Raw genomic sequence first — 4554 nt, 5'->3', positions numbered from 1 at the left:
CGGATCGCGGCCTCGGCCTGCTGCACCTGGGCCTCGGCGGCGCGCACGCCGGCGCGGGCGGCGACGATGCGGGCCTCGGCGACGTGGATGCTGGCCTCGGCGGTGCGCGCACGGGCGGCATCGTCGTCGGCCTTCTGCGCGGAAGTGGCACGATCGTTCAGCAGCGCCTGCGAGCGCGCCGCGGTGCGGCGGGCGACGTCGTATTCGGCGCGGCCCTGCACCAGCACCGCCTCGGCCATGGTCACGTCGGCCTGGCGCTGGGCGACCTGGGCGCGCGCGGTCTCGCGGGCGCTGTGGGCGTTGGCGACTTCGGCACGCGCCTGCGCGAGCTGGGCCTGCAGGGACTTGACGTCCATGCGCGCGATCACGTCGTCGCGCGTGACGAAGTCGCCTTCGTTAACCAGGATCGCGTCCACCCGCCCGGGCGCCTTGGCGGCGACATCGACCTCGGTGGCCTCGATGCGGCCGTTGCCGCGCACGAAGCTGCCGTCGTCCGGAGCGGGGCGCAGGAACTGCCAGGCGCCGGCCGCGGCCAGGACGAGGACACCGGCGCCCAACCAGGCCAACCGGCCGGATCGTTTCATGCTCATGAGATTCTCCTCGGGGGGAGCTCTGCGATGTGTTCGTAGTATTTCAACACTTGTTGGATAATAGGTCAAGCTATGGGTCAAGCTGGGGTCAGGTCTTTCATTTGCTCATCTGCGGTGGGAACCGGTGCGACCTCGCCTTTCGTGCCGCCCGATTCGGGCCAGCCGGCGTGGCCGCCGGAGAGATTCGACCGGAACCGACTCGATGCATGTTGTACCATCCCGCCTCGATTCCTTCTCCTTTTCCAGCATGTCCGATCTTGCCGAACACGCCCGTACCGTGCGCGGCCGTGGCCGTCCGCGCGGTCCGGACGCGAATTACCGTGCACGCCTGCTCGACGCTGCCCTCGACGCTTTAGGGGCGCAGGGCTTCGAGGCGGCGGGGCTGCGCGCGATCGCGGCGAGCGCGGGCTGCGACGTGTCGATGGTGGCGCACTATTTCGGCTCCAAGGCCGAGCTGTGGGCCGCGGTGGTGGACCGCATCGAGGCGCAGGTGCGCGCCGACCTGGCCGCCCTCGACATGCTCTCTCCCGCGGCGGGGCCGATCGAGCGGCGCGTCGTGGCCGCCGTGGAGGCGATGTTCGTGCAGGCGGTGCGCCAGCCGCAGGCGATGCGCTTCGTGATGCGCCAGATGACCGACCCGGGCGAGCGCCTCGACGAGCTCGTCGCGCGCGTGGTCGAGCCGGTGCATGCCGTCTTCCTGCCGCTGTGGCAGGAAGCGATCGACGCGGGGATCTTCCGCATGCGCAGTGCGCTCGCGCTGCAGACCTTCGTGTTCGGGGCGATCTCGTACGCGGTGGCGGCGGCGCCGGTGCTGGCGCGCATGAGCGGCGGCGAGATCGACCTCGCGCGCCTGCAGCGCGAATTCATGGACGGCCTGTTCGCCCGCCTCGCGCGCGGCGAAGCCGATGCGGACGCATCCGACACCGCCGAGGAAGGACGATGAGCGCGGCGCCGCAGCACGAAGCCCGCGCGGGCGAGGCCCTGCTGGCCGGCGACGGCGTTGCCGCGGTCCTGCGCCTGCGCGGCGACTGGACGCTCGCCCACCATGCCGCGCTGCGCCGCCAGGCCGATGCGCTGCGTGGCCGCATCGACGCCGCGACGCGGGTCGAGCTGGCCGAGCTCGGCACCCTCGACACCGCGGGCGCACGCCTGCTGCACGGCTTGCTCGGCGGCGAGCGCGTCGCCGCCCTGCTCGCCGACGAGGGTGCGCTGAGCCGCGAGCGGCGCGCGCTGCTGAAGGCCGTGGCCGATGCGATCGAAGGCCGCGAGGAGCGCCCTGCCGCGGACGAGGGCTACGCGCTCGGCGACGTGCTCGCCCACATCGGCCACACCATGCTGGTGTTCTGGCGCCACGTGAGCGCGCTCACCGGCTTCATCGGCCTGATCCTGGAGACTGCGCTGCGCGTGAGCGTGCAGCCGCGGCGCTGGCGCGTGACCGCGCTGGTCGCCAACCTCGAGCGCACCGGCCTCGACGCGGTGCCGATCATCGCGCTGCTGACCTTCCTGGTCGGCGCGGTGGTCGCCTTCCTCGGCGCCACGGTGCTGCAGAACTTCGGCGCCAGCATCTTCACGGTCGACCTGGTGGCCTACTCGTTCCTGCGCGAGTTCGGCGTGCTGCTCACCGCGATCATCGTCGCCGGCCGCACGGCGAGCTCCTTCACCGCGCAGATCGGCTCGATGCGCGCCAACGAGGAGATCGACGCGATCCGCGTGCTCGGCCTCGATCCGGTCGAGCTGCTGGTGCTGCCGCGCGTGTATGCGCTGCTGGTCGCGCTGCCCATCCTGACCTTCGTGGCGATGATCGCGGGCATCGTCGGCGGCATGCTGGTGTCGGCGATGACGCTGGATATCTCGCCGGTGCTGTTCCTGTCGCGCATCGAGGACAACGTCGGGCTCATCCACTTCTGGGTCGGCATGGCCAAGGCGCCGATCTTCGCCTTCCTGATCGCGGTGATCGGCTGCCTGGAAGGCTTCCGCGTGCAGGGCAGCGCGCAGTCGGTGGGCGAGCACACCACTTCGGCCGTGGTGCAGTCGATCTTCGTGGTGATCGTGGTGGATGCGATCGCGGCGCTGTTCTGCATGGAGATGGGGTGGTGACGGCGGGGCTGGCGAGCGCCGCATCCGATCCGCGCGACAACATCGTCGAGGTGCGCGGCGTGCGCAACCAGTTCGGCGCCCAGGTGGTGCACGACCAGCTCGACCTCGACGTGCGCCGCGGCGAGATCCTCAGCGTGGTGGGCGGCTCGGGCACGGGCAAGTCGGTGCTGCTGCGCACCATCGTCGGCCTCAACCGGCCGCGCGCGGGCAGCGTGCATGTGTTCGGCGAGGACCTGCTGAGCCTGCCCGACGCGCGCCGCAAGCAGGTCGAGCGCCGCTTCGGCGTGCTGTTCCAGAAGGGCGCGCTGTTCTCGTCGCTGACCGTGGCCGAGAACGTGGCGCTGCCGTTGATCGAGCACGCCGGGATGTCGCGCCGCGAGGCGGCGGAGCTGGCGGCGCTCAAGATCGCGCTCGCCGGACTGCCGGCGCTCGCCGGCGACAAGTTTCCGTCGGACCTGTCGGGCGGCATGGTCAAGCGTGCGGCGCTGGCGCGCGCGCTCGCGCTCGACCCCGACATCCTCTTCCTCGACGAACCCACCGCCGGCCTCGACCCGATCGGCGCCGCGGCCTTCGACCAGCTCATCCTCACCCTGCGCGACGCGCTCGGGCTCACGGTGTTCATCGTCACCCACGACCTCGACACCATCTACACCATCACCGACCGCGTCGCCGTGCTGGCGCAGAAGAAGGTGCTGGTCAACGCCGGTCTGGACGAGGTCGCCGCCATCGACGACGCCTGGATCCGCGAATACTTCCACGGCCCGCGCGGCCGCGCGGCCGCCACCGCGGTGGCCGCCGCGCAGGCCGTGCCCGCTGCATCGGAGAACAACTGACATGGAAACCCGCGCCCATCATGTGCTGATCGGCCTCTTCACCGTGCTCGTCGTCGGCGCCGCGCTGATGTTCGCGCTGTGGCTGGGCAAGAGCGACGCCGACCGCCAGTTCGAGGTGTACGACATCGTCTTCCAGGAGGCGGTCTCCGGCCTGTCCAAGGGTGGCACGGTGGAGTTCAACGGCATCAAGATCGGCGACGTGGTCAGCCTGCGCCTCGATCCCGCCGATGCGCGCCGCGTCATCGCCCGCGTGCGCGTGGACAGCGCCGCGCCGGTGCGCAGCGACACCCGCGCCCGCCTGGTGCCTGCCGGCATCACCGGCTTGACCATGATCCGCCTGACCAGCGGCGAGGATCCGGCGAGCACGCCCCTGGTGTCCAAGGGCGACGAGGTGGCGCGCATCATCGCCGCGCCTTCGCCGCTGAGCCGCCTGCTCGCCGACGGCGAGGACGCGATCACCAACGTGAACGACCTGCTGGTGCAGGCGCGCGAGCTGCTCTCGGCCGACAACGTGGCCTCGTTCGGGCGCACGCTGGGCAACCTGGAGCTGGCCACCGGCGCGCTCGCCGCGCAGCGCGAGGACCTCAACGCCGCGTTGCGCGAGGTCACCCAGGCCAGCCGCGACGCCAGCACTGCGCTCGCCGAGGCCGCCCGCATGCTCGGCTCGGCCAACAGGCTGGTGGAGGTGCAGGGCACGCAGACCCTGGACAGCGCACGCGACGCGATGCGGGCCTTCGAGCGCGCGATGGGCACGGTCGACCGCCTGATCGCCGACAACCGCGCGCCGCTCGACGGCGGCATGCGCGGCCTGGCCGAGATCGGCCCCGCGGTGGCGGAGCTGCGCACCACGCTGGCTTCGCTGCGCATCATCACCCGCCAGCTCGAGAGCCGTCCCGCCGACTACCTGCTCGGCCTCGAACCGACCAAGGAGTTCACCCCGTGAGATCGTCGTCCTTCCTTCCGCGCCGCGGCGCCGGCCCCGCGCGCCCGCGTCGGGCGTTCGCCGCGGCGGCGCTGTGCGCGATCGCGCTGCT

The 4554-nt window shown here is 71.7% G+C and carries 5 protein-coding genes; 4 read left to right on the top strand and 1 reads right to left on the bottom strand.

Going from position 1 to position 4554, the window contains the following annotated elements; genetic code table 11:
• Positions 1 to 590 (bottom strand): HlyD family secretion protein (locus C665_RS18515; protein ID WP_040829685.1); only part of this gene is annotated, 590 nt, incomplete at its 3' end.
• Between the two features lie 202 nt (positions 591 to 792).
• Here C665_RS18515 and C665_RS18510 point away from each other — a divergent pair.
• The 4 genes from C665_RS18510 to C665_RS18495 are packed head-to-tail and all read left to right on the top strand — an operon-like array spanning position 793 to position 4463.
• Positions 793 to 1533, top strand: coding sequence for a TetR/AcrR family transcriptional regulator (locus C665_RS18510; protein ID WP_157277063.1), 741 nt, complete (start codon positions 793 to 795; stop codon positions 1531 to 1533).
• Positions 1530 to 2687, top strand: a complete 1158-nt coding sequence (locus C665_RS18505) for an MlaE family ABC transporter permease (protein WP_004326374.1) — start codon at positions 1530 to 1532, stop codon at positions 2685 to 2687. The genes C665_RS18510 and C665_RS18505 overlap by 4 nt, the downstream gene beginning before the upstream one ends.
• Positions 2684 to 3520, top strand: coding sequence for an ABC transporter ATP-binding protein (locus C665_RS18500; RefSeq protein WP_004326373.1), 837 nt, complete (start codon positions 2684 to 2686; stop codon positions 3518 to 3520). Before C665_RS18505 ends, C665_RS18500 begins: the two co-directional genes overlap by 4 nt.
• A gap of 1 nt (position 3521) precedes the next feature.
• Positions 3522 to 4463: an MlaD family protein gene (locus tag C665_RS18495; protein WP_004326372.1), complete on the top strand. Its 942-nt coding sequence runs from the start codon at positions 3522 to 3524 to the stop codon at positions 4461 to 4463.
• The last annotated feature ends 91 nt before the right edge of the window (positions 4464 to 4554 follow it).

The sequence above is a fragment of the Thauera aminoaromatica S2 genome, from assembly GCF_000310185.1.
GTDB lineage: Bacteria > Pseudomonadota > Gammaproteobacteria > Burkholderiales > Rhodocyclaceae > Thauera > Thauera aminoaromatica.
This window is presented reverse-complemented; position numbering and strand designations above follow the sequence as displayed.